Annotated in this window: 22 protein-coding genes; 9 read left to right on the top strand and 13 right to left on the bottom strand. The window is 70.8% G+C overall.

What is annotated here, in order from left to right; genetic code table 11:
- The first annotated feature begins 366 nt into the window (after positions 1 to 366).
- Positions 367 to 1452 (top strand): 3-deoxy-7-phosphoheptulonate synthase, encoded by a 1086-nt coding sequence (locus H2041_RS01095; RefSeq protein WP_293408520.1) that lies wholly within the window; start codon positions 367 to 369, stop codon positions 1450 to 1452.
- Here the strand turns inward: H2041_RS01095 and H2041_RS01100 are convergent.
- Both H2041_RS01100 and pdxH read right to left on the bottom strand, forming a co-directional pair.
- Positions 1449 to 2936 (bottom strand): bifunctional aminoglycoside phosphotransferase/ATP-binding protein, encoded by a 1488-nt coding sequence (locus H2041_RS01100; RefSeq protein ID WP_293408522.1) that lies wholly within the window; start codon positions 2934 to 2936, stop codon positions 1449 to 1451. The two genes, H2041_RS01095 and H2041_RS01100, sit on opposite strands and share 4 nt — an antisense overlap.
- Before the next feature lie 14 nt (positions 2937 to 2950).
- Positions 2951 to 3625: a pyridoxamine 5'-phosphate oxidase gene (gene pdxH / locus H2041_RS01105; RefSeq protein ID WP_293408524.1), complete on the bottom strand. Its 675-nt coding sequence runs from the start codon at positions 3623 to 3625 to the stop codon at positions 2951 to 2953.
- Between the two features lie 79 nt (positions 3626 to 3704).
- Here pdxH and H2041_RS01110 point away from each other — a divergent pair, with 79 nt between their 5' ends.
- The 4 genes from H2041_RS01110 (at position 3705) to H2041_RS01125 (ending at position 6537) form a co-directional block, all read left to right on the top strand.
- Positions 3705 to 4418 (top strand): DnaJ C-terminal domain-containing protein, encoded by a 714-nt coding sequence (locus H2041_RS01110; protein ID WP_293408526.1) that lies wholly within the window; start codon positions 3705 to 3707, stop codon positions 4416 to 4418.
- Positions 4419 to 4480: 62 nt separating this feature from the next.
- Positions 4481 to 5599, top strand: a complete 1119-nt coding sequence (aroC, locus tag H2041_RS01115; RefSeq protein ID WP_293408528.1) for a chorismate synthase — start codon at positions 4481 to 4483, stop codon at positions 5597 to 5599.
- 164 nt (positions 5600 to 5763) lie between these two features.
- Positions 5764 to 6279 (top strand): response regulator, encoded by a 516-nt coding sequence (locus H2041_RS01120; RefSeq protein ID WP_293408531.1) that lies wholly within the window; start codon positions 5764 to 5766, stop codon positions 6277 to 6279.
- Positions 6280 to 6339: 60 nt separating this feature from the next.
- Positions 6340 to 6537 (top strand): hypothetical protein, encoded by a 198-nt coding sequence (locus tag H2041_RS01125; protein WP_293408533.1) that lies wholly within the window; start codon positions 6340 to 6342, stop codon positions 6535 to 6537.
- Here the strand turns inward: H2041_RS01125 and H2041_RS01130 are convergent.
- From H2041_RS01130 to queC, 3 genes are read right to left on the bottom strand one after another with little or no spacing between them, the layout of a single operon-like run.
- Complete coding sequence (locus tag H2041_RS01130) at positions 6534 to 6905, bottom strand: 6-carboxytetrahydropterin synthase (protein WP_293408535.1); 372 nt, start codon at positions 6903 to 6905, stop codon at positions 6534 to 6536. The two genes, H2041_RS01125 and H2041_RS01130, sit on opposite strands and share 4 nt — an antisense overlap.
- A gap of 43 nt (positions 6906 to 6948) precedes the next feature.
- A complete protein-coding gene (queE, locus tag H2041_RS01135) occupies positions 6949 to 7581 on the bottom strand; it encodes a 7-carboxy-7-deazaguanine synthase (RefSeq protein WP_293408537.1) in 633 nt (210 codons plus the stop codon).
- Entirely contained in the window at positions 7578 to 8309 is a 732-nt protein-coding gene (queC, locus tag H2041_RS01140; RefSeq protein ID WP_293408539.1) for a 7-cyano-7-deazaguanine synthase QueC, read from the bottom strand. The genes queE and queC overlap by 4 nt, the downstream gene beginning before the upstream one ends.
- Before the next feature lie 207 nt (positions 8310 to 8516).
- Here queC and H2041_RS01145 point away from each other — a divergent pair, with 207 nt between their 5' ends.
- Positions 8517 to 9620, top strand: coding sequence for a response regulator (locus H2041_RS01145; RefSeq protein WP_293408541.1), 1104 nt, complete (start codon positions 8517 to 8519; stop codon positions 9618 to 9620).
- Between the two features lie 79 nt (positions 9621 to 9699).
- On the opposite strand, the gene H2041_RS01150 is transcribed toward H2041_RS01145, so the two are convergent.
- Positions 9700 to 10230 carry a DUF4168 domain-containing protein gene (locus H2041_RS01150; RefSeq protein ID WP_293408543.1) on the bottom strand — a complete coding sequence of 177 codons (531 nt, stop codon included), beginning with the start codon at positions 10228 to 10230 and terminating at the stop codon, positions 9700 to 9702.
- A gap of 159 nt (positions 10231 to 10389) precedes the next feature.
- Here H2041_RS01150 and H2041_RS01155 point away from each other — a divergent pair, with 159 nt between their 5' ends.
- Complete coding sequence (locus H2041_RS01155; protein WP_293408545.1) at positions 10390 to 10662, top strand: hypothetical protein; 273 nt, start codon at positions 10390 to 10392, stop codon at positions 10660 to 10662.
- 109 nt (positions 10663 to 10771) lie between these two features.
- On the opposite strand, the gene H2041_RS01160 is transcribed toward H2041_RS01155, so the two are convergent.
- A complete protein-coding gene (locus tag H2041_RS01160) occupies positions 10772 to 12577 on the bottom strand; it encodes an ATP-binding protein (protein WP_293408547.1) in 1806 nt (601 codons plus the stop codon).
- A 135-nt stretch (positions 12578 to 12712) separates the two neighbouring features.
- Here H2041_RS01160 and H2041_RS01165 point away from each other — a divergent pair, with 135 nt between their 5' ends.
- Positions 12713 to 13756: an amidohydrolase gene (locus H2041_RS01165; RefSeq protein ID WP_293408549.1), complete on the top strand. Its 1044-nt coding sequence runs from the start codon at positions 12713 to 12715 to the stop codon at positions 13754 to 13756.
- Between the two features lie 46 nt (positions 13757 to 13802).
- On the opposite strand, the gene H2041_RS01170 is transcribed toward H2041_RS01165, so the two are convergent.
- Complete coding sequence (locus tag H2041_RS01170) at positions 13803 to 14426, bottom strand: FMN-dependent NADH-azoreductase (RefSeq protein ID WP_293408551.1); 624 nt, start codon at positions 14424 to 14426, stop codon at positions 13803 to 13805.
- A 108-nt stretch (positions 14427 to 14534) separates the two neighbouring features.
- On the opposite strand from H2041_RS01170, the gene H2041_RS01175 reads away from it, so the two are divergent.
- Complete coding sequence (locus H2041_RS01175) at positions 14535 to 15455, top strand: LysR family transcriptional regulator (RefSeq protein ID WP_293408553.1); 921 nt, start codon at positions 14535 to 14537, stop codon at positions 15453 to 15455.
- On the opposite strand, the gene H2041_RS01180 is transcribed toward H2041_RS01175, so the two are convergent.
- From H2041_RS01180 to H2041_RS01200, 5 genes are all read right to left on the bottom strand, one after another.
- Positions 15452 to 16990, bottom strand: coding sequence for a hypothetical protein (locus tag H2041_RS01180; RefSeq protein WP_293408555.1), 1539 nt, complete (start codon positions 16988 to 16990; stop codon positions 15452 to 15454). The genes H2041_RS01175 and H2041_RS01180 overlap by 4 nt on opposite strands.
- Before the next feature lie 103 nt (positions 16991 to 17093).
- Positions 17094 to 18914 (bottom strand): NAD(P)/FAD-dependent oxidoreductase, encoded by a 1821-nt coding sequence (locus H2041_RS01185; protein ID WP_293408557.1) that lies wholly within the window; start codon positions 18912 to 18914, stop codon positions 17094 to 17096.
- A 139-nt stretch (positions 18915 to 19053) separates the two neighbouring features.
- The gene (locus tag H2041_RS01190) at positions 19054 to 19518 is read right to left on the bottom strand and encodes a hypothetical protein (protein ID WP_293408559.1); all 465 of its coding nucleotides are present in this window, start codon (positions 19516 to 19518) and stop codon (positions 19054 to 19056) included.
- A gap of 70 nt (positions 19519 to 19588) precedes the next feature.
- Positions 19589 to 20668, bottom strand: coding sequence for a hypothetical protein (locus tag H2041_RS01195; protein ID WP_293408561.1), 1080 nt, complete (start codon positions 20666 to 20668; stop codon positions 19589 to 19591).
- An 85-nt stretch (positions 20669 to 20753) separates the two neighbouring features.
- A complete protein-coding gene (locus H2041_RS01200; protein ID WP_293408563.1) occupies positions 20754 to 21377 on the bottom strand; it encodes a class I SAM-dependent methyltransferase in 624 nt (207 codons plus the stop codon).
- Positions 21378 to 21383: the final 6 nt, after the last annotated feature.

Here is a 21383-nt window from a genome sequence, read left to right on the forward strand (position 1 = left end):
GAGCGTCTCCCAAGGTTATCGGTGTTTGGTTTGGCGCTAGGCTAGTTTTGCGACCGCGGTTAGGCAACGCCGGTCGCCCCTGGCGGGTGGCGGCAGGGCTCGCTCCCTCCGCCGCGCGGCGCCGGCGGGACGGGTCGAGCAAGGATTTGCCTCAAGGCGCGTGACAAGGCCGCTCCGCTGGGTTATTTCACCCCCGTTATGACCCCGAACGCCGCCACCTATCTCTTTTGGTATTACGGCTATCCGATGCCACTGGCGGAGGACGGGGTTCTGTTGACGTGATGCCGACGTAGACCAGACCACCATCAGCCGCCGCCCACCGGCGGCTTTTTTGTTGGCCGCCGGACGCCCTCCCGGAGCTCCGCCATGCCGACCCCCGCCGCCACCGACGATCTGCGCATCAGCACCATCAGGCCACTGACGCCGCCGGACGAGATCATCGCCGCCCTCCCCCGCACCGAGCGCGCCACCGCCGCCGTCACCGCCGCACGCAAGGCCGCCCAGGACATCATCCACGGCCGCGACGAGCGCCTGCTGGTGGTGGTGGGGCCCTGTTCCATCCACGATCCCGACGCGGCCATGGAATACGCCCACCGGCTGGTGGCGGAACGCCGCCGCCATGCCGGCGAGCTCGAAATCCTGATGCGCGTCTACTTCGAGAAGCCGCGCACCACGGTGGGCTGGAAGGGGCTGATCAACGACCCCGGCCTCGACGGCGGGTTCCAGATCGACCAGGGCCTGCGCATCGCCCGCGGCCTCCTGGCCGACATCAACGACCTGGAGCTGCCGGCGGCCTGCGAGTTCCTGGACGTGACGACGCCGCAGTACATCGCCGACCTGGTCGCGTGGGGCGCCATCGGCGCGCGGACGACGGAGAGCCAGATCCACCGCGAAATGGCCTCGGGCCTCTCCTGCCCGGTCGGCTTCAAGAACGGCACGGACGGCAATGTGCAGATCGCCGTGGACGCCGTCCGCGCCGCCAGCCAGCCGCACCACTTCCTGGCCGTGACCAAGGAGGGCCGCTCGGCCATCGCCGCGACGACGGGCAACGCCGACTGCCATGTGGTGCTGCGGGGCGGGGCCGAGCCCAACTACGACGCGGCCAGCGTGGCCGCCGCCTGCGCCCTGATCGAGAAGGCGGGCCTGCCGCCCCGGCTGATGATCGACGCGAGCCACGCCAACAGCCGCAAGAAACCCGAGAACCAGCCCGCGGTGCTGGCCGACCTCGGCGCGCGGATGGCCGCGGGCGAGGACCGCGTGATGGGGGTGATGATCGAGAGCCATCTGGTCGCCGGCCGCCAGGACCTCGCGCCGGGCAAGCCGCTGACCTACGGCCAGTCGATCACCGACGGCTGCATCGGCTGGGACGACACCGTGCAGGCCCTCGACGCCCTGGCCGGCGCCGTGCGCGCCCGCCGCAAGACCCGGACGCCGGCGACCGCCGAGGCCTAGCGGCGGTCCTGGCTCCAGCGCTCGGCGGCCTCGGCCGCCGGGCCGGAGGCGTCGATGACGGTCCAGTCGATCTCGCCGGCGCCGCGCTCGACCTGCATGCGCAGGGTGTCGACCGTGGCGTCGGAGGCGTCGCCCCGGCGGTCGCCGATCCGCTGCGCCAGCACCTCGACCGGCGCGGTCAGCCAGACGCCGTCGAACGGCGCGCCCGCCTTCCGCGCCAGGTCCTCGGCCCGCCGGCGCGTGTCGGGCGAGATGAAGGTGGCGTCCAGCACCACGGCCCGGCCCGCGGCCAGGGCCTGGCCGGCCTCGGCGAAGAGGGTGTCGTAGACCTGGGCGTAGAAGTCGGCGCCGTAGGCCGACGGCGGCAGGGATTCGTCCGGCGCCACGCCGGCCAGGCGCTTGCGCACCTCGTCGGTCCTCAGGATCACCGCGCCGGGCGAGGCGCCCAGGCCCGGGGCGATGAGGCGGGCGAAGGTCGACTTCCCCGTGCCCGAAAACCCGCCGACGGCGGCGAGCCTTGGCGGCGGCGGCGAGAGATGCGCCAGGGCGGCGTCGAGATAGGCGCTGGCGGATTCGTCATCGCCCACATGGGCCCAGACGTGGGTGCGCACGGCGGCGCGCACCGACAGCATCAGCGGCAGGGCGGCCAGCCCATCCCACAGCTCGGGCCCGAAGCTGCGCGCCGTCTCGTCGAGATAGGCCGAGAGCACGCGCACGGCCGCATCGCGCCGGCGGCGGAAGTCCAGGTCCATCAGCAGAAAGGCGATGTCGTACTGGACATCGACCTCCGACAGGGTGTCGTTGAACTCGATGCAGTCGAAGAGGATCGGCCGCCCGTCCTCCAGAAGGATGTTCCCCAGGTGCAGGTCGCCGTGGCAGTGGCGGGCGAAGCCGCCGGCGGCGCGGGCGTCCAGCAGGGCCGCCTGCCGGAAGAACTCCGCGTCCGTGGCCGCGACGAGCGTCTCCACGCGCTCCTGGCCCAGCCGCGGCGCCAGTTCGCGCAGCAGGTGGGCGTTGGAGTCGATGGTGAATTTCAGGGCCCGGCCTCCGCCGCCCTCGGGCCGCAGAGGCGCGGCGGCGTGGAAGCCGGCCACGACGCGCCCCAGCCGGTCCGCGAGCTCGCCGTCCACCGCCCAGGGCCGGGCGGCGAGCACGGCAGTCTCGTCGAAGCGGCGCATTTCCAGCACGTGCTCGACCACCTCGCCGGCGCCGTCGAACTCCAACCCGCCGTCGGCCGCGCGCGTGATCGCCCGCACGGCCCGATAGATGTCGGGCGCCGCGGCGCGGTTGAACCGCAGCTCGCGGTCGAGCGCCCAGCGCCGCAGCTCAAGCGTGGAATAGTCGAGATAGCCCAGCTCGACCCGGCGCTTGATCTTGTAGGCGCGCTCCGGCGCCAGGAAGACGCGGGCGCAGGCGGTGTCGATGCGCCGCTCGGCCTGGGCCTCCAGCCAGCTTGCGACCTCGGCCTCTTCGGGATCGGTCAAGGCTCAGGCGTCCTTCACGGATAGAGCCGCTCGGTGGTCCAGCCGCCTTCGGCGCGCTGGAAGACCAGCCGCTCGTGCAGGCGGAAGGGCCGGTCGCGCCAGAATTCGATGGTCTGGGGCCTGATGCGGAAGCCCGACCAGTGGGGCGGCCGGGCCACCTTGCCCAGTCCGAACTTCAGGCCCGCCTCGGCGATCCGCTTCTCCAGCGCCAGCCGGTCCGGGAGCGGCCGCGACTGCTCCGAGGCCCAGGCGCCCAGCTGGGCCGGGCGGGCGCGAGTGGCGAAATAGGAGTCGGCCTCGGCGTCGCTCACCGGCGAGACCGTCCCGCGCACGCGCACCTGGCGGCGCAGGGACTTCCAGTGGAACAGCAGGGCCGCCTGCGGATTGGCCGCCAGCTGCCGGCCCTTGGCGCTGCCGAGGTTGGTGTAGAAGACGAACCCCTCCGGATCGACGTCCTTCAGCAGGACCATGCGCACGTCGGGCAGGCCGTGCTCGTCGGCGGTGGCGACCGCCATGGCGTTGGGATCGTTCGGCTCCTTCTCGCCGGCCTCCCTCAGCCAGTCGGCGAAGAGGGCGAAGGGATCGTCCTCGGACAGCAGCGGCGGCGGCTCGGCCTGGGTGACCTGGCGCACATATTCGTCCTCGCTGGGCGAGGCGGGGATCAGGCTCTTGTCGGGCGTCTCGGACATGGCTGCGTCATAGCGCGCCCGCCCGCCGCCGTCAGGCGCTTAACGCGACGTTGACCGCGCTCGTCCTATGGAACGGCCGATGAGCGGGGCGGATGAGGCCATGACGGCGCGGCGGGCGCGCGAGCTGCTCGGCGTCGGCGCCAAGGCCACGCCGGCCGAGCTGCGCCGCGCCTTTCGCGTGGCCGCCAAGACCGTTCACCCCGACCGCGCCGGCGGCAGCGCCGAGGCCTTCCATCGCATGGTGGCCGCCTACGAGTTGCTCCGCCGCGAACGCCCGGCGCGCGATCGGTTCATCCAGCCGCCCGTCGCCCAGCCGCCCCGGCGAGAGGCCGCCGACCCGAACCTGCTTTGCATCACGCCCCTGATCGCCTTCCGCGGCGGAGAGGTGGATCACCGCACCCCCGAGGGCCGGCGCCTGCGGATCAAGGCGCCGCCAGGTCTGCGGACGGGCGACAGGCTGCGGGTGGGAGACATCGTGCTGCGCATCACCGTCCGCGGGGACGGCCAGCTGATGGTCCGCGGCGACGACCTTTGGCTGACGCTCGAAGTCGACCGCCGTCTGCTGGAGCAGGGCGGCCGGACACGACTGGAAACGCCGCTCGGCTGGCGCGAGATCTGGATCACCAAGAAGGCCGCCGCCCGAGGACTCGTCCGCCTGCCGGAGGAGGGGCTGCCCGCCCGCGGCCGCCACCGTCAGGGTCATCTGTTCGTCCGGCTGCAGGCGGTGGAGGAGACCGCCTCCAGCGCCGCCCGGACCCTGCTCCGACGCTTCGCCGCCGCCTGGGCCGCCTGAGCGGCCGCGCCTGCGCGCGATGCGTGGCGCCTGCGGCGAAATGCGCTAAGAGCGCGACTGTCATGTCGCACAACACCTTCGGCCACCTCTTCCGCGTCACCACCTGGGGCGAAAGCCACGGCCCGGCCCTCGGCTGCGTCGTCGACGGCTGCCCCGCGGGCATTCCGCTGACCGCCGAGGACGTCCAGGCCTTCCTCGATCAGCGCCGCCCCGGACAGGGCAAGTTCGTCACTCAGCGTCAGGAGCCGGATGCGGTGCGCATCCTGTCCGGCGTGTTCGAGGACGAGCGGACGAACGGCCAGGTGACCACCGGCACGCCCATCTCGATGATGATCGAGAATGTCGACCAGCGCAGCCGCGACTATTCCGAGATCGCCCAGGCCTTCCGCCCGGGCCATGCCGACTACGCCTATTTCGCCAAGTACGGCGTGCGCGACTATCGCGGCGGCGGCCGGGCTTCGGCCCGGGAAACCGCCGCCCGCGTGGCCGCCGGCGCCGTCGCGCGCAAAGTCCTGGCCGGGGTGACCATCCGCGCCGCCGTCGTCCAGATCGGCCCCCATGGGATCGACCGCGACCGGTTCGACTGGGAGGAGACCCGCAACAATCCCTTCTGGTGCCCGGACGCCGGAACCGTAGCCGTCTGGGAAGAGCACCTGGAGAAGGTCCGCAAGGCCGGCTCCTCGACCGGGGCCATCGTCGAGGTGGAGGCGCTCGGCGTCCCCGCCGGCTGGGGCGCCCCCATCTATGGCAAGCTGGACGCCGAGCTGGCCGCAGCCCTGATGTCGATCAACGCCGCCAAGGGCGTGGAGATCGGCGCCGGCTTCGCCTCCGCCGCCCTTTCGGGCGAGGAGAACGCCGACGAGATGCGGATGGGCGAGGACGGCCAGCCCGTCTTCCTGTCCAACAAGGCCGGCGGCGTGCTGGGCGGCATTTCCACCGGCCAGCCGGTGAACGCGCGCGTGGCCTTCAAGCCGACCTCCTCCATCCTCACGCCGCGCAGAAGCCTGAACGAGGCCGGCGAGGAGATCGAGCTGAGGACCAAGGGCCGCCACGATCCCTGCGTCGGCATCCGCGCCGTGCCGGTGGTCGAGGCCATGACCGCCTGCGTCCTGGCCGACTCCTGGCTGCGCCATCGGGCCCAGATGGGCGAGGCGCGCCGCCTGCCGGGGCGGACGGACTGAAGGCGACGGCAACACGAGGCCCCGTCCCGCCGCTTTAAGTCACGATGGGGAAACGCGGTTTTGCGATTGACCGGCGTGGGCACATGCCTGAAATGAGCGCCCCGACGCGCCGCTTCAGGTGTAGGGCAAGACATCAGAACCGCCGAGGAAGACGGGCTTCCCCTTTGCGATACGACCTCATCCGGATCCTCATCGCGGACGACAATCACCACATGCGGGTTCTCCTGACGGAGATTCTGCGGGCGATCGGCGTGGTCCACATCCACGAGGCGGCGGACGGCGCGCAGGGCCTGCAGATGCTGCGCAATCATCAGGTCGACATCGTCATGACCGACCTGTCGATGCAGCCGCTGGACGGCATCGACTTCGTGCGCCTGCTGCGCAATTCGCCCGACAGCCCCAACCAGATGATCCCCGTGATCATGATCACCGGCCATTCGACCATGCGCCGGGTGGCCGAGGCGCGCGATGCGGGCGTCAACGAGTTCCTGGCCAAGCCGCTGACGGCGCGCGGCGTGTTGGAGCGCATCGCCCGCATCGTCGAACACCCCCGGCCGTTCATCCGGACGGCCGACTATTTCGGCCCTGATCGCCGCCGGCGCGCCGATCCCGCCTACGCCGGGCCCTGGCGGCGCAGCACAGACGCCGCGATCGCTCTGTCGCACCCGATCGACGAGTAGCGCCATCTTTTGGTGACCATTTCGGCGTCTCCTGGAAACCATGTTCCGGGGGACCACGACATGACGCGCAATCTTCTGAAGCTGGCTCTCGTGGCCGGACTCGCCCTCAGCCAGGGGGGCTGCGTCGCCGCCGTCGTGGGGGCGACCGCCGGCACGGCCATCGGCCTGACCGGCGCGGCGGTGGGCGTCACCGCCAAAGGCGTCGGCATGGCCGCCGGCGCCGTCATCCCCGGCGGCGATGACGACGAGGATCGCTAGAGGTTGTAGGCGCAGCTCTCGCCGATGGTCGGACGCGAGACCTTGATCCGCGAAAGCCCTGGAAAGCGGGCCTTCAGGCGCTCGGCGAAATAGAGGCAGAGGTTCTCGAGCGTCGGACTGTCCAGCCCGGGCTTCTCATTGAGCAGGCCATGGTCCAGCTCCAGCGCCACCTCGCGCAGGGCGCGGTCCAGTTCGGCCAGGTCGGCGACCCAGCCCACCGGCGGCTGCGGCGTGCCGGCGACCGTCGCCTCCACCTGGAACGAATGTCCGTGCAGCCGTGTGTAGGGGCTGTCGCTGGGCCCGTCGGGCAGGTAGTGGGCCGCGTCGAAGGTCGCGACCTTGGTGATCTCGAAAATCTGCGAAGTCATGTCGATGGGGACGTAGGACGGGCCGCCGCGGCGGCCTGCGCCGTCAGGGAATGCCCAGATACTTGTGGGTTTGGACGCTTAAACGCCAGCGGGGGTGTTCAAGGCAATAGGCGATCGCCGCCGCCGTATTGGCCGCCCGGTCGGGTCCGTCCATGGGCTGAAGGAAGAAGCGCTCGAAATCGAGCTCGGCGAAGCGCTGCGGATCGACCCCCGCCTGAGGGAAGACCAGCTTCAGCTCCTGGCCCGCGGTCTGGGCCAGAGGGGCGTCGGCCTTGGGACTGACGCAGATCCAGTCGACGCCCTCCGGCGCCGGCAGCGTGCCGTTGGTCTCCACGGCGATCCGGAAGCCACGCTCATGCAGGGCGACGATCAGAGGCGGGTCGAGCTGGAGCAGCGGCTCGCCGCCGGTGCAGACCACCAGGCGGTTCTCCCGGCCGGGGCCCCAGGCCGCGGCGACGGCGTCGGCCAGTTCGTCAGGCGTGGCGAAGCGGCCGCCGCCAGGACCATCCATGCCCACGAAGTCGGTGTCGCAGAAGGTGCAGACCGCCTTGGCGCGGTCCTGCTCGCGACCGCTCCAGAGATTGCAGCCGGCGAAACGGCAGAAGACCGCCGCCTGCCCCGCCTGGCCGCCCTCGCCCTGGAGGGTCAGGAAGATCTCCTTGACCGAATAGCTCAAAGCGACAGCGCCGGCCGTCCGGCGGCGTCCCATTCGTTCCACCCGCGGGCGCGCAGGTCGCAAGCCGGACAGTCCCCGCAGCCGTGGCCCCAGGCGTGCGCCTCGCCGCGTTCGCCGCGATAGCAGGTGTGGCTCTCCGTCCGGATGAGCTCGACCAGGCGCTCGCCTCCGAGCGTCCTGGAGAGCGCCCAGGTCTGCGCCTTGGTCAGGCGCATCAGCGGCGTCTGGATGCGGAAGTCCTGGGCCATGCCGAGATTCAGGCTCGTCTCCAGGGCGTCGAGCGTGTCGCGTCGGCAGTCGGGATAACCGGAGAAGTCCGTCTCGCACATGCCCCCGACGAGGTCGCGCAGCCCGCGCCGGTCGGCGAGCGCCGCCGCATAGGTCAGGAAGACGAGGTTGCGGCCGGGCACGAAGGTGTTCGGCAGGCCCTTCTCCGTGACCTCGAAGGCCCGCGCCTGGGTCATCGCCGTTTCGCCGATGGCGCCGAAGCCGCGCATGTCGAGGACATGGTCTTCGCCCAGCCGGGACCCCCAGGCCGGATCGACGCCGACGATCCCGCGGCGGACCACCTGACGCGCCTCCATCTCCACGGCGTGGCGCTGGCCGTAGTCGAACCCGACCGTCTCTACATGGTCGTAGCGCGCGAGCGCCCAGGCCAGGCAGACCGATGAGTCCTGTCCGCCCGAGAAGAGCACGAGCGCGCGCTGGTCACGTGAAGTGTCCGTCATCGCCCCCATATGCGCGCCCGCCCGGGGAAGGAAAAGAGCCCGCTTCAGCCTTTTGCTGCGCCGCAAGAAAAGCGGCGGCGGAATCTCCAGGTGAAGGTGAAGCTTTGGGCCCGACGGCGACGATCGGCCCGGACGTTCGGCCGCTTAACGTCTCCGCAAAAGGTTTCGGCCATGCTCGGTTCAGTTTCTGCACGGTGTCCGACTGGTATGGCCCTGTCCGAGTTCTTCTTCGAGCGTGTCACGGAAGAGATCCACGTCCAGATCGAGGGCGTTCTCGCCCTGACTGAACGCCTGGCGCGGCAGCATCTTCCGGCCGATGCGCAAGCCTGCGTCGCGGGCGTGGAGGAGGCGGCCGCCTGCGTGGCCCGACTGCTGGACGCCAGCCGGGATCTGAAGCGCATCTCCGCCGAAGGCCTCGACCTGTCGCCGCAGCCGCGCCACCTCCGCGAAATCATGGACGAGGTCCAGGAGCGCTGGATCAGCCGCGCCCGCGAGAGCGGCGTCACCCTGCTGGTGTCCTACGAGGGCGATCCCGATGCGGCGGGCCTGGTGGACGCCGCGCGCGTGATCCAGGTGTTCGACGGCTTCATCGGCCAGGCCATGTCCGGCGTCCGCCACGGCGCGGTGGAAGCCTCCCTGACCGTCTCCAATTCCGACGAGACGACGCTCCGCCTGGAGGGCCGCGTACGCGGCGCCGGCGAGATGATGGATCGCAGCCTCTCGGGCAGCATCGAAGACATCGACTCCCGTTTCGGCCTGGAAACCGCGATCGGCGCGGCGCTCGGCAAGCGCATCCTGTCGGCCCTGGACGGGGCGCTGCGGACCGAAGCCAATGCCGGGACGGGCGAGACGGCCGTCTTCACCGTCAACGTTCCTTGCGCGCAGGCCGAAGAAGAGGCCGCGCCGGGGCCGGCCTCCGAGGAGGCCGCCCACGTCCTGATCGTCGACGACAACGCCACCAACCGCATGGTCGCCGAGACCCTGTGCGAGATGTTCGACTGCACCACCGAGACCGCCGTCGACGGGGTCGAGGCGGTGGAGCTCGCCAGGTCGGGCCGTTTCGACCTGATCCTGATGGACATCAAGATGCCGCGCATGGACGGGGTGGCGGCCACGCGGGCCATCCGCGCGCTGCCCGGCCCCGCCGCAGCGACCCCGATCATCGCCCTGACGGCCAATGCCGATCCCGAGGACGCCGCCGCCTATATGGCCGCGGGCATGATCGGCGTCGTCGAGAAGCCGATGAAGCCTGAAAACCTGCTGCGCGCCCTGCAGCAGGCCCTGGGCGCGGCCTCCGCCGAAGCCGCCTGATCGGCGGACTGAGCGGCGGCCAGGACGACGGGCGCGACCCTAAGAGGCCGCGCCCTCGCCACGTTCCTGCGCCTGCGCGCTAGATCTGAGGTTCGGTCGCCGAAGCCTCGGACTCCATATTGGCGTCCGCGCCGGCGCCCATGTCCGTTTCGGCGCCCGCCCCCATGGAGCCGCCGTCGGCCTCCGCCGTCGCCGAGGCGTCCGCGCCGGCCGCGGCGTCGGCCTGCATGGCCTGGCCGATCCGGCTGCGGAGGGCCGCGTCGGTCTGGGCGGCCGCGGCGATCTGGTTGTACTCCTGGGCCGTGATGCCCGCGCCCTCGACGGCGGCGGTCATCTTGCTGTTCATCTCGGTCTGCAGTTCGGCCTTGGCCGCCGCGTCGCTCTCGGACGCCAGCCGCGGCGCATACTCGTCGTTCAGCGACTGGACGTCGTTCATCGCCGAGGCGAAGCCGTTGATCTGAGTGTCGCTGAAGGCGCTGGCGCCGGCGGCGCCGGCCGGCGTCTCGGCGGTGACGCCCGCGCCGGCCGTGGCGTTCTGGGCGAAGGCCGCCGGGGCGACGCACAGGGCGGTCGCGGCGGCGGCGGCGAACAGTTGATCCTTGATTTTCATGTCGGTCTCCTCTGCGCCCCCGGCATCACAAACCGTTGAGCGCGCCGGTCGGTTTCCGCCTTCGGCGAAAATTTTCACGACGGCGTGATCTGCGGCCAAGTCGAACCGAGGGGCCCCGCCGCCCGTTCCTCGGTTCGCAACCGCCCTGGAGGCCATTCCATGACCAAGCCCCGCGAGAGCCGCACCCTGGCCGCCGATTCCGCGCCTGGCGTCGGGGACGGCCCCGTGCGCGAGACGCCGGCCCCGCCCGTGAACAGCAAGCCGGGGGCGCGCAAGCCGGTCTTCATCATCGTGGCCCTGGTGGTGGCGGCGCTGATCGCCCTGATGCTGGCGGGGCGGCTGGGCGGCGGCGGCGGATCGGCGACGCTTGAAAACCCCACCACCGCCTCGCAGCCGGCCGGTGAGGCGAGCGAGGCGGCCAGTTCTCCATAGAGGCGATCCGCGCGCGGCCCGTAGGGGATTGGACAGAGTCCGCGGAAGCCTTCCCGCCCGCCGATTGGCGATGCGGCGCCTTCGTCCTCGGGCTATGCCGCGGTGAGGTTCAGGCGCTGGCCCGCAGCCTCGACCGGCGCCGTGCGCAGGCTTCGGCCATGACCTCCAGAAGGACCTCCAGCTCGACCGGCTTCGGGACGACCGCGTCGAAGCCGCAGGCCAGATAGCGCTCCTTCTCATGCGCCAGCACGCTCGCCGTCACCGCCACCACCGGCGCGCCCCGCGCGGCCTGTCCCGCCTCCCGGGCGCGAATGCGGCGGGTCGCCTCCAGCCCGTCCAGGCCCGGCATGTGAACGTCCATGAGGATGACGTCGAACGGCGCTATGGCGGACATCTCCACCGCCTCCTGGCCGTCGGCGGCGCAGGTGCAGTCAAACCCGGCGTCCTCCAGCAGCGCCTGGAGCACGACGCGGTTGGCCGGACCGTCGTCGACGATCAGGACGCGGCTGCCGGGCGCCAGGGCGGCGGCCGCGGCCGTACGCCCCGCCCCGCCGCCGGCGGCCGCCTGCGAGAGGCGCGGCATCGGCAAGGTGACGTCGAAGCGGGTGCCGCGTCCGGGCTCGCTTTCGAAGCGGATGGCGCCGCCCATCAGCAGGACAAGCTCGCGGCAGATGGCGAGCCCCAGGCCCGTGCCGCCGGCGCGGCGCGTGTTCGATCCGTCCGCCTGGACGAACCGCTCGAAGACGTGGGTCTGTCTGTCAGTCGGGATGCCCGGGCCCGTATCGGCCACGAAGAAGGTGAGCGTCTCGTGATCGCCGTCGATATGCACGCTGACGCCGCCGCTGGTCGTGAACTTCAGGGCGTTGGCGATCAGGTTGCTGATCACCTGCCGCAGGCGCACCTCGTCGCCGAACCGCCGCTCGCCCTCGGCGGCGTCGACGGCGAGTTCGAAGCGCAGCCCCTTCTCCGCGGCGATCTGGCCATAGAGGCGGCGGAGCGTTTCGGCGAAGCGTCGCGTCTCGAAAGGCGCGGGACTGACGGTCATCTGACCGGACTCGATCTTCGAGATGTCGAGCACGGCGTTGAGGATGTCGAGAAGGTCGGTGGCCGCCTGACGCGCGACGCCCAGCCGCTCCCGCTGGGGCTCCGAGAGGCGGTCGCGCTGCATGATCTGGATCATGCCCAGCACGCCGTTCAGGGGCGTGCGGATCTCGTGGCTCATCGTGGCCAGGAATTCGCCCTTCGCCCGGTCCGCGGCGTGGGCGGCGATCGCCAGTTCCTGAGCCTCGCGGGTCAGAGCCCTGTTGCGGTCCAGCTCCCGCCGCAGCGCCTCGTTGAGTTCCTCCGAGGCCAGGCGGGCCCGGATCTCCCGCTGGACAGCCCCGCGCATCAGGGTCGACATGCCGATGGCCGCGAACATGCTGGCCAGGCCCACATAGCCATAGTGGCTGATCACCGGCTCCGGCGCTTCCCCCGCCATGAGGACCAGTCCGATGATCGCCGCGGCCGTGCTCACATAGGCCACCCGGCGCGTGGGCGCCGAGGTGGCGAAGACCAGCGCCATCAGCACGAAATAGATGAGCTTCAGCGCCTCGAAGTGCAGCAGCTGATAGGCGACCACATTGGCCATGAAGAGGCCGTTCATCGCCAGGGCGCCGAGCTCCAGATACACGAGCCGCACCGGCGCGCCGAAGCGCCACCACAGCCCAAGAGCGCACCCGGCCGCCAGGAGCGACAGTCCCGCCAGGACGGCCAGGGCGACCCCTTCCTCGAAGAACGGATGCGAGAGGCTGACGATGACGTAGTAGAGGCCGGCCGCCAGCAGGTATCCTCGCAGCACCGGCGTCTGGGCCTGCGCAAGCGCCTCCGGAGCGACCTCGGCCGTTCTTGTCCGGGCCAGATTGAGGATCCGCAAGCCGTGCCGCCTCTCTAACGTCGTCGGATGAACATTGATACGCCGAGTCCTGACGAAGCCTTTCCAAGTTCGTCCCGATGAGCGTCCAATTGCCGCAGGGCGCCCGATCCGGCGCCCGTTCACTCGGAGAGCCCCATGACCCCGGCCGAGGAAATCCTCGATCCTGATCTGCCCATCATCGATCCCCACCACCATCTCTGGGATCTGAGGGGGCGCTACCCGGCCGCCAGCCCGCCGCCGGAGCATCCGTTCGAGGTCACCCTCTGGCGCTCGCCGCACTACATGGCCGACGAACTGGCGGCGGACCTGAACGCCGGACACAGGGTGATCGGCACCGTCTTCGTGGAGTGCAGCGCCATGCACCGCGCGGAGGGGCCCGTCCAGATGCGGCCCGTCGGCGAGACGGAGTTCGTCAACGGCGTGGCGGCCATGTTCGCCAGCGGCCTCTATGGGGCGGCCCGCGCCTGCGCCGGCATCGTCGGGCGCGCCGACCTGACTCTGGGCGCGGCCGTCGGCCCCGTCCTGGACGCGCACCTCGCCGCCGGCGGCGGCCGGTTCCGGGGCGTGCGCAACAGCGCCTCCTACGACGCCGATCCCAGCATCCTCGGCTATCTGGCGCGCAGTCCGGCCGGACTCTACCGGGCCGAGGCCTTTCGTGCGGGCTTTGCGGAACTTGCGCCCCGGCGCCTGTCCTTCGACGCCTGGCTGCTGGAGCCGCAACTGCCGGACCTGATCGACCTCGCCCGCGCCTTTCCCGAGACGACCATCGTGCTGGACCATGTGGGCACGCCGCTCGGCACAGGCGCCTATGCCGGCCGGCGGGAGGAGCGGTTCGGGATCTGGCGCGACAACATCTTCGAACTGGCCAAGTCGCCGGCCGTCTTCTGCAAGCTGGGCGGGCTGGCCATGCCGTTCGCCGGATTCCCGTCCTTCATGGCCCCCCGGCCGTCCACATCGGCGGAGCTCGCCGAGGCGTGGCGGCCCTATGTGGAGACGTGCATCGAGGCTTTCGGCGCGCACCGCTGCATGTTCGAGAGCAACTTCCCCGTCGACGCGGGAACCTGCGACTACGTCACCCTCTGGAACGTGTTCAAGCGCCTGGCCGCCGGCGCCTCGGACGACGAAAAGGCCGCCCTCTTCGCAGGGACGGCCCGTCGCGTCTATCGGCTCGACATCTGAGGTCGGGGGCGGCCGCCGGCGCTGTCGGCCGCCCGGCGGACCATCATCAGGCCGCCTGAGCGGCGGTCCGGGTCAGGCCCGCGATCTGGGCGCGGGCGCCCTCGATGGCCGCGGCGCGCGCCTCAGGGCCGAAGCCGATCTTCTCGGCCCGCACGACGGTCACGTCGGTGAGGCCGATGAAGCCCAGAAGCTGGCGCAGATAGGGTTCCTGGAAGTCGATGGCCTGGGCCGGGCCCTCGCTGTAGAGGCCGCCGCGGCTTTCCACGACGATCACCCTCTTGCCCTCCAGCAGCCCCTTGGGCCCCGCCTCGGAGTAGGAGAAGGTCTCGCCGGCGCGCAGCACGTGGTCGAACCAGGCGCGCAGCGGGGTCGGCAGGCCGAAATTGTACATCGGCGCGCCGATGACGATGGTGTCGGCGGCCCTCAGCTCGGCGATCAGTTCGTCGGACAGCGCCCGGGCGGCGTGATGGGCGTCGGTCTCCGGCGTCCCGCGCACCCCGGCGAGGCTCGCCGTGGTGAGGTGCGGAACCGGCGTCTCGCCCAGATCTCGCCGGACGACGCGCGCGTCGGGCGTCTGCTTCAGGAGGGCGGCGACGGCGTCCTCCACCAGCAGGCGCGACACGGACTCCGCCCCGCTGGAGGAACTGTTGATCACGAGAAGGTTGGACATGACGCTCTCCTGTCGTCGGTGTTGTCTGACAGGACGGAAGTGGCGTTGCCCCACTAGCGACAGTAGGGCCGAAATGGGAGACTGTCCGTTCCACAATCAGGAACGACGATGCTGGATCTCGAGGATATCCTCACCTTCGCCGAGGTGGCCGAGAGCGGCGGCCTGACCCGGGCCGGCGAGCGCCTGGGCCTCTCCAAGTCCATCATCAGCCGCAGGCTGTCGCGGCTGGAGGACGCCCTGGGCGCGCAGCTTCTGGCGCGGACCACGCGCGGGGTGTCGCTGACCGAGGCCGGCGAAGCCTTCCTGCGGCACGCCGAAACCATCCAGGGTGAAGTCGAGGCCGCGCGCGAGGCCGTCAGCCAGGGCGACGAGGTCCGCGGACGCCTGCGCCTGTCGGCGCCGCTCAGCTTCGGGGCGACGCACCTGGGCCCGGTCCTGGCCGACTTCGCGCTGCGGCATCCGAAGCTCGAGATCCAGGCCTCCTACAGCGACCGCTATGTGGACCTGATCGGCGAACGCTTCGACGCGGCCATCCGGATCGGCCGCCTGCCGGACTCGAGCCTGATCGCGCGGCGGATCGCGCCGATCGCCATCGCCGTGGTGGCCAGCCCGGACTACCTGGCCCGGCATGGAACCCCGGAGACGCCGCAGGACCTTCAGCGCCACGACGCCGTGGGCCAGCCCGACGAGGTGTGGCGCTTCGGCGAAGGCGCGCGGGCGCTCGCCCTGCGCCCAAGGATCCGCTTCCAGGCCGATAGCGGCCAGGCGCTTCTGGCCGCCGCCGTGGCCGGGGTGGGCGTGGCCATGCTGCCGACCTTCCTGTGCGGTCCGGCCATCGCCTCGGGCGAACTCGTCGCCCTGGTGCGCGACCACCCCATCCCGGAGGCCGGCCTCTATGTCGTGCGTCCGCCGCCGGCCGACCATGCGCCGCGCAAGGTCCGCCGGCTGACCGAAGTCCTGCTGGAGCACTTCGGCGGCGAGCCGGTCTGGGACGCCTGCTACGAGGCGCTGCGCCAGGCCGCGCCCTAGAAGGCGACGTTGGCGCCGGCCAGGAGGACCGTGGTGCGGCCGTCGGCGTCGCTCCAGGTCACGCCCGGCCCGAGGTTGCCGCCGCTGAGGAAGTTGAGCGGCACGTATCCCTTCACCAGCACCACCTCGGAGAACAGCTTCACGTGCGAAGCCGGGAAGGCGGCGAGGCCGAAGACCAGCTGGTCCTGCCGATGCCAGGGCGCGCCCTCGGGCCCGGCGATGTAGGTGGAGAACTCGCCGGATAGGTGCAGCTCGTGGCCGCCCAGGTCGGCGGCGTAGCGGGCGCCGACGCCCCAGCTCGTCACCTTGCTGGCCTCGAACTGGTTCAGCGGCGGGGTCGGATTGAAGGTGCCCGGCCACTCCTCGAGCGTCTTGGCGAACTCGGCGTTGGCGGTCCAGCGGTCGTAGTGGAGCTGGCCATAGACGGCGTAGGCCGGATTGTCGTCCACGCACGGGTTGAAATGCACCACCGGGAAGGCGTGGCAGTAGGCGCTGCCGTGCAGATAGGAGGCGCCGGCCATCAGGTCGCGCCCCTCCCCGCCCAGGTCGAAGGTGTAGTTGGCGTCGACCACGAAGTTGTTCAGGCGGCTCGGCACGTTCGTGCCCTCCACCGAGGTGGCCACCGAGCGGAACTGCGAGCCGCCCTGCACCGCTTCGACCGCCACGTTCAGGCCATCGCCCGAATAGCCGGCGAGCGCGCCCCAGGCGAGGCCGCCGAAGGCGTGCCAGACGGTCGAGGCCGTGAAGGGGCTGACCGTGTCCATCAGGCCGAAGGGCGCCTCCATCTTGCCGACGGCCGCGTACCAGGGGCTTTCCGCCAGATCGCCGAACAGGACATAGCCCTTGCGCAGCTGCATCTGGTTGCGGGTGAGCGCGGTGATGGTGCCCGAGCCGAAGCTCTGCTCCGGATCGTAGAGCAGCTCGGCATAGGCCGTGATCCAGGGCGTCACATTGGCCGTGACGCTGAGCTGGGCCGAGTGCAGCACCGCTTCGGACGCCGTCTCGCCGATCTGGTTGGCCGAGGTGGGATGGCGCATCAGGTAGCCGAACTTCGAGTTCCGGTTCGTCTCCTGATAGTCGACCAGGGCGGTGATCGCCCCGCCCAGATAGACGCCGCCGTCGCGCAGGTCGCCCTGGCGGCGCGCGTCCAGCAGCATCAGCGGCTTGCGGCTCGTATGGGTGGTCGGGTCGAGCATGCGGTAGGTGACGTCGCTGGCCCGGCTGATGAAGTAGCCGGAATTCAGCTCGACACGGGCCTCGACCGTGTCGTTGACGGGCGTCGGCGCCTCGACCTCGGGAACCGGCACGGCCGGCGGCGCATCGGCCGCGGCGGCCGGTGCGGTGGCGACGGGCCCGGGCAGGACCGGCGCGCCGCCGGCCTTGAGGCTCTCCACCTCCTGGCGGAGCGCCTGGTTTTCCTGCTCCAGCCGCTCCAGCCGGCGCAGAACATCGTCGAGACTCTGGGCCTGACCGACAGCCGGAGTCAGCCCGTACGCAATCGCCGCGACCGAAGCCGCGCGCAGCCAAACTTTCATTGATCCCCCCCGGGACGCCCTGGGATTCCGAACGGTGGAATCCCGAAGGGCCGGGACTTAGGGGCGCAAATCTTGCCCAGAGGTTAACGCCGGCGAGGCCGCCCTAGCGGAAGGCGAGCCCCTCGAACTGCCCGGAACTGCGCCAGCCCTCGATATATTTGAAGAAGGCGCTGGCCCCGTGCGGATAGCCGACGTTGAGGCGCGCCGCCGGCCCCGGATCCTGGCCCTCGTTGTTGTAATAGCCCGGCGTGCAGTCCGGCGCGCCCATCATGCGGCCCATGCCCGTGAGCAGGAGGTCGACCCAGGCTGCTTGCGCAGCCTCCGTGACCTCGACCTCCTTCGCGCCGCGCTCGAGGGCGTGCTTCACCGTCATGGCGATGGTCCGCCCGGACTCGGTCAGGTTGTGCGGGATGTTGGAGATCAGGTTCGCGCCCTGCGTCGGCTGGACGAAGAAGGCGTTCGGGAAGCCGTGGACGTGGATCCCGTGCAGGCTCTTCATCCCCTCGCCCCAGGCTTCCGACAGCTTCACGCCGTCGCGGCCGGTCAGGTCGAAGCCGGCGCGGCGGGTGTATTCGGTGCCCACCTCAAAACCTGAGGCGTAGATGATGCAGTCGACCTCATACTCGACGCCGGCGACAACGAAGCCCTTCTCCGTGATGCGCTCCACGCCCTTGCCGTCGGTGTCGACGAGGTGGGTGTTGGGATTGTTGAAGCTCTGCAGATAGGCGTCGTGGAAGCAGGGCCGCTTGCAGAGCTGGCGGTACCAGGCTTTCAGCTTCTGCGCCGTCTCGTGATCGGAGACGATGGAATCCACGCGGGCGCGGATCTCCTCCATCTTCTCGAAGTCGGAGTCCTCGAAGGCGGCGAGCATGTTGCGCGGCGTCCGCTGGTCGGCGGGCAGTTCGCCGATCTTGGCGCGGATGCGACGGGACAGGTCCGTCCAGCCGTCCATGACGAGGTCCTCGTCCGCGGTCCCGCCGGCCTGGTTGGCGGTGAAGTTCTCCAGCCAGCGCTGCTGCCAGCCGGGCGTGGCGACCGACCGGAACCAGTCGACGTCGATCGGCCGGTTGTCGCGCACGTCCACCGACGACGGCGTACGCTGGACGACATAGAGGGTCCCGCAGGCGCGCGACAGGTGGGGCACGGCCTGCACCGAGGTCGCCCCGGTGCCGATGATCGCCACCCGCTTGTCGGCCAGCTTCTCCATCAGGGCGCCGGACGGATCGCCGCCGGTGTAGCCATAGTCCCAGCGGCTGGTGTGGAAGGCGTGGCCCTTGAAGTCGCCGATCCCCGGAATGCCGGGAAGCTTGGGCACGTGCAGGGGCCCTGTGCCCAGGCCGATGAAGCTGGCGGTGAAGGCGTCGCCGCGATTGGTGCGGACGATCCAGCGGCTCCGCCCCGCGTCCCAGGTCAGGCTTTCTACCTCGGTGTGGAAGAGGGCGTTGTCGTAGAGCCCGTACTGGCGGCCGATCCGCTGGCACTGGGCCAGGATCTCCGGGGCGTGGGCGTACTTCTCGCTCGGCACATGCCCGGTCTCCTCCAGCAGGGGCATGTAGATCATCGAAGCCGTGTCGCACTGGGCGCCCGGATAGCGGTTCCAGTACCAGGTGCCGCCGAAGTCGCCGCCCTTCTCCACGATCCGGACGTCGGTGACGCCGGCCTCCGCCAGCCGCGCCCCGGTCACCAGGCCCGCAAACCCGCCGCCCACGAAGGCGAAGGTCACGTGATCGGTCTTGGGCTCGCGCTCGACGAAGGGAGTGTAGGGATCGTCCAGATAGTGGGAGAGCTGGCCCTCAAGCCGCAGATACTGCGCATTGCCGTCCGCCCGCAGCCGCTTGTCGCGCTCGGCCACGTACTTTTCGAGCAGGGCCTTCTTGTCGATGGCGGGGCGGGCCGTGGCCGGGAGATCGTCAGCGGGGGTCATGTAATGGGCGTCCGGGAAATCGTGCGGCGAATTCGATGCTGCGGCGACCGTCCGACCAATATGCCGAGGGCTCCAGGGCCGCCGCCGGGTTCGAACCTACAGTATGGACACGCCCTGAGCCAGAACCTCCGGGCGGCGGTCAGAAGTCGGCGCGGTGGCTGCCCGGCGGGTCGATGGCGCAGCCGACGCCGCCGTCGCGCAGGGTCAGGGTGACCGGCTTTCCGACGCCCACGCGATAGGTCTTCTCGCCGCCTGCGTTCACCACGTGCAGCACGTCCGGCCCCGTGAAGTGGCAGGCGTGGAAGAGGCCCCCGCCCGGCAACACCCCGTCCTTCAGCTCGGCGCAGTCGGCGTGGCCGATGCGGCGGCTGATCTGGGCGCCGCCATAGTCGAAGGTCATCATCTTCGGGCGCGCTCCGTCGGCATAGGGCGAGGCGCCTTCCGGGCAGGGCGGACCCGAACTCGTCCAGCGCGCCAGCTCCTGGGCGTGGCTGCGCGACATCATGGCGTAGACGCCGCCCAGCACGACGACGGCCAGGACGGCCATGATCACATAGCTGACGGCGCCGAGCTTCTTCTGCGCGGGATCGAACGGGCTGGGCATGGGGCGAGCATCTTCTCCGGACGAAGCGACGCCGCCACCGTCGCGGGCGCTGGAAAAAATGCAACCCTGCTCATGCGGTCCCCAGGGCCACCCCAGCCAGCAGGGCGGCCAGTTCCGCCTGGCGGGCGCAGCCTGTTTTCTCCAGCACCCGGCGCAGCTGGTTGCGCACCGTATTGAGCGAGACCCCGCCGGCCTCGGCCAGGTCTTCCAGACCCTGGCCGCGGGCGACGCCCTGGGCGATGCGGGCCTCGGCCGGCGTGAGATCGAAGAGCGAGCGCAGCAGGTCGGCCGCCGGCGCCCGGTCCCGCGAGACCGGCGTCATGAGAAGCAGGGCGAAACTCTGGCCGAAGATGTCGTGCGCCGAGCGCCGGACCGGAATGAGGTGCAGCACGAGGGCGGGCCGGCCCAGGCTGTCCCGCAGGGGGTAACTGGACCGGCTGTCGCCCGGCTCGGCGTGGATGGCCTTCAGGCCGGCGCTCAGCAGATCCTGCGCCGCCTTGTCGGCGAGCGCCAGCCGCTGGCCCGCGCCGAACTTGACCTGCTCGGTCTGGTCGGCGGCCCAGGCGTTGGCCTCGATCACCCGCCCCGTCTCGTCCAGCAGCAGGGCCGGCAGGCGCAGGGCGTCCAGCGCCTCGCGCGCGCCCTGCGCCCGCTGAAGGCTGAGCCGTGCGCTGACCAGGGCGCTCCGCGCCAGATGGGGCCGCAGAGCATTCAGCGCCGAGACGTGGTCCGGCTCCACCGGTCCCCGCTCCAGCGTGCGCTCGACGCTGAAGACGATGGAATCGCCGGTGGGGAGCTGGAGGCCGGTCCCGGCCGACCAGCCCAGGCCGCGGGGACGGAAGAAGTCGCGATAGATGGGATCGGCGCCGATCTCCTCCTCGCTCCAGAAGTCCTGTTCGACGAAGAAGGCCGGCGCAGCCTGGCTCATGAGGCAGGGACGCCGCGGGCAGCGCATGAACCAGCCGTCGTTGACGTAGTCCTCGAAAACGTCGCGGACGGAATCGGAGGCGGTCCAGCAGAGCGCCTTGCGCGCGGAAAACAGCAACCCGCCCCGGCAGTCGGTCATCCGGGCCAGGTCGTCGAGCACCGAGGGCCACAGCTCAGGCACGACGGCGCATTCGTAGATCCGGTCGATCAGGTCGCTCTGCATCTCGGGTCCTGGGGTTGGGGCGCGCCAGGGCGGCGCCGAGGCCGTGCAAGGGCGCGAAACCGTCCCGCCGCCAGCGCCATCGGTCTCATCCGGGCCGCGCCTCGCCCCACTCGTTCCAGCCGAGCATCCGCGGCGCCTTGGGCAGGTACATGGATTCCAGCCGCGCGATGGCCAGGCCGGCGCCGCGAATCGTCCCGGCCACCGGGCGAGTCAGATGGCATCCGCCGGCCAGCCGCTTCCACACCGGTTCGACGCGGCGCTGCCACCTGGCGACGCCGGGATCGGGCGCCAGCCCATGTTCGCAGAAGAGCAGGCGGCCGGACGGCTTCAGCACCCGCCGCGCCTCGGCCAGGGCGGCGGCCGGCGAGGCGACCGAGCAGAGGGTGAAGGTGCAGACGACGGTGTCGAAGCTCCCATCCTCCAGCGGCAGGGCCTCGGCCGTTCCCTCCAGGAGGCTGACCTTCAATCCTTCCGCCCGGGGCGCGGCGGCGGCCCGCGCGCGCAACTCGGCGGAAGGATCGACGCCGACCACCTCATCGACCCCGGCGGGATCGTAGAAGGCGAGGTTCAGCCCGCCGCCGACGCCGAGCTCCAGCACCCGGCCGCGGGCCAGGGGCACGACCTTGGCGCGCTGCTTCATGACCGCCGGGCTGGCGCAGGCCAGGCAGATGACGCGGGGCAGGACGTGGCGGTCGTAGAACGATGTCATCGAACG

Origin of the sequence: Phenylobacterium sp., from assembly GCF_013911965.1 — a bacterium.
Lineage (GTDB): Bacteria > Pseudomonadota > Alphaproteobacteria > Caulobacterales > Caulobacteraceae > Phenylobacterium.

Coding starts and splice junctions, on each gene's coding strand:
- H2041_RS01095 (WP_293408520.1), top strand. CDS start 367: ATGCCGACCCCCGCCGCCACCGACGATCTGCGCATCAGCACCATCAGG.
- pdxH (WP_293408524.1), bottom strand. CDS start 3,625: ATGTCCGAGACGCCCGACAAGAGCCTGATCCCCGCCTCGCCCAGCGAG.
- H2041_RS01110 (WP_293408526.1), top strand. CDS start 3,705: ATGAGCGGGGCGGATGAGGCCATGACGGCGCGGCGGGCGCGCGAGCTG.
- aroC (WP_293408528.1), top strand. CDS start 4,481: ATGTCGCACAACACCTTCGGCCACCTCTTCCGCGTCACCACCTGGGGC.
- H2041_RS01125 (WP_293408533.1), top strand. CDS start 6,340: ATGACGCGCAATCTTCTGAAGCTGGCTCTCGTGGCCGGACTCGCCCTC.
- H2041_RS01130 (WP_293408535.1), bottom strand. CDS start 6,905: ATGACTTCGCAGATTTTCGAGATCACCAAGGTCGCGACCTTCGACGCG.
- queC (WP_293408539.1), bottom strand. CDS start 8,309: ATGACGGACACTTCACGTGACCAGCGCGCGCTCGTGCTCTTCTCGGGC.
- H2041_RS01145 (WP_293408541.1), top strand. CDS start 8,517: ATGGCCCTGTCCGAGTTCTTCTTCGAGCGTGTCACGGAAGAGATCCAC.
- H2041_RS01150 (WP_293408543.1), bottom strand. CDS start 10,230: ATGAAAATCAAGGATCAACTGTTCGCCGCCGCCGCCGCGACCGCCCTG.
- H2041_RS01155 (WP_293408545.1), top strand. CDS start 10,390: ATGACCAAGCCCCGCGAGAGCCGCACCCTGGCCGCCGATTCCGCGCCT.
- H2041_RS01165 (WP_293408549.1), top strand. CDS start 12,713: ATGACCCCGGCCGAGGAAATCCTCGATCCTGATCTGCCCATCATCGAT.
- H2041_RS01170 (WP_293408551.1), bottom strand. CDS start 14,426: ATGTCCAACCTTCTCGTGATCAACAGTTCCTCCAGCGGGGCGGAGTCC.
- H2041_RS01175 (WP_293408553.1), top strand. CDS start 14,535: ATGCTGGATCTCGAGGATATCCTCACCTTCGCCGAGGTGGCCGAGAGC.
- H2041_RS01180 (WP_293408555.1), bottom strand. CDS start 16,990: ATGAAAGTTTGGCTGCGCGCGGCTTCGGTCGCGGCGATTGCGTACGGG.
- H2041_RS01185 (WP_293408557.1), bottom strand. CDS start 18,914: ATGACCCCCGCTGACGATCTCCCGGCCACGGCCCGCCCCGCCATCGAC.
- H2041_RS01190 (WP_293408559.1), bottom strand. CDS start 19,518: ATGCCCAGCCCGTTCGATCCCGCGCAGAAGAAGCTCGGCGCCGTCAGC.
- H2041_RS01195 (WP_293408561.1), bottom strand. CDS start 20,668: ATGCAGAGCGACCTGATCGACCGGATCTACGAATGCGCCGTCGTGCCT.
- H2041_RS01200 (WP_293408563.1), bottom strand. CDS start 21,377: ATGACATCGTTCTACGACCGCCACGTCCTGCCCCGCGTCATCTGCCTG.